Origin of the sequence: Bradyrhizobium sp. (assembly GCF_049691595.1) — a bacterium.
GTDB lineage: Bacteria > Pseudomonadota > Alphaproteobacteria > Rhizobiales > Xanthobacteraceae > Bradyrhizobium.
Window position 1 is genome coordinate 1 of the sequence record NZ_JBAVNZ010000240.1, and the last position, 1760, is coordinate 1760.

At 68.2% G+C, this 1760-nt stretch carries 1 protein-coding gene; it reads left to right on the forward strand.

Features of this window, described 5'->3' with window-relative positions; genetic code table 11:
• Window positions 1-1432, forward strand: a 1432-nt coding sequence (locus WCE35_RS10805; protein WP_424593329.1) for a YifB family Mg chelatase-like AAA ATPase, incomplete at its 5' end; no start/stop codon positions are given.
• Between the last annotated feature and the right edge of the window lie 328 nt (window positions 1433-1760).

Below are 1760 nucleotides of genomic sequence, written 5' to 3' on the forward strand. Positions count from 1 at the left end.
CCCGGACAAGGCGGTGTCCGAGGCGCGCGAGCGGGTCCGCTCGGCGCTGATCGCCTCGGGGCTGGCGCTCCCGGCGCGGCGAATCACCGTCAATCTCGCGCCGGCCGACGTCCCGAAGGAAGGCAGCCATTACGATTTGCCGATCGCGCTTGGCCTGATGGCGGCGATCGGGGCCATTCCGCCCGATGCGCTTTCAGGCTTCACGGTGCTCGGCGAACTCGGGCTCGACGGATCGATCGCAGCCGTAGCGGGCGTGCTGCCGGCGGCGATCGGCGCCAATTCGCGCGAGGAGGGGCTGATCTGTCCGGCGGCCTGCGGCTCCGAAGCCGCCTGGGCAAGCCCGGATATCCAGATCATCGCGGCGCGTTCACTGATCCAGATCGCCAACCACTTTAAAGGCACGCAGGTGCTGTCACGGCCGCAGCCGAGGGTGCATGAGGCCGAAACCAATCTGCTCGATCTGCGCGACATCAAGGGCCAGGAGAGCGCCAAACGCGCGCTCGAGATCGCCGCGGCCGGCGGGCATCACTTGCTGATGATCGGCTCGCCCGGCGCCGGCAAGTCGATGCTGGCCGCACGGCTGCCGTCGATCCTGCCGCCGCTGTCGCCGTCGGAGCTTCTGGAAGTCTCGATGATCGCATCCGTCGCCGGCGAAATCCGGGACGGCGCCTTGACCGCGCGGCGGCCGTTCCGCAGCCCGCACCATTCCGCCAGCATGGCGGCGCTGACCGGCGGCGGCATGCGCGCCAAGCCCGGCGAAATCTCGCTGGCGCATCAGGGCGTGCTGTTCCTCGACGAATTGCCGGAGTTCGATCCGCGGGTGCTGGATTCGCTGCGCCAGCCGCTCGAGAACGGCGAGGTTTCGGTCTCCCGTGTCAATCATCGTGTCACCTATCCGGCGCGCTTCATGCTGATCGCGGCGATGAATCCGTGCCGCTGCGGCCACGCCTACGAGCCGGGCTACTCCTGCAAGCGCGCACCTGTCGACCGCTGCACGTCGGACTACCAGATGCGCATCTCCGGCCCGCTGATGGACCGCATCGACTTGCGGATCGAGGTGCCGGCGGTGACCGCCGCCGACCTGATCCTGCCGCCGCCCTCGGAAGGCTCCGTGGAAGTTGCCGGGCGCGTCGCCGCCGCGCGTGACATTCAGCGCACGCGTTATGCCGCCGCCGGCCTGCCGCATGTCCGCACCAATGCCGAGGCGCCGGCGTCGCTACTGGAAACCATCGCGCAGCCGGACGCGCATGGCTTGAAACTGCTGCGCGACGCGGCCGAGACCATGCGCCTGACGGCGCGCGGCTATCACCGCGTGCTGCGCGTCGCCCGCACGCTGGCCGATCTCGATGGCGCGGAAAAGATCGGCCGGCTGCATCTCGCCGAAGCCTTGTCCTATCGCGCGCTTGCCGAGGATCTCAGGCGTGCGGCGTAGTCGCCGGCGCCCGTCGGGCAAATCAGCAAAAGCTGTCCAGCCCTCTCGCGAAAAATATTTCGCTTAACCCGTCGGGCAAATCACCTCTATAGGCTCGCCCCGTCCCACCCGAAAAGGGGCGGATCGCGAGTCGCCACGGACGCGCGGTGGGATGCGGTGGCCGCTGATGTCACGAAGACGAACGTGGCTGAAGCGGACGGCGAAGTCGTGTGGTCCTGGCGCCCGACGCTGGCGTCAAGTTCGTGAGAGCCAAGTTTCTCACGGGCGACGGTGGCAAAAGAGCTCGGCTCACCGGGGAGAGCGCGAAGTAAGCCGTAAACCACTGCGC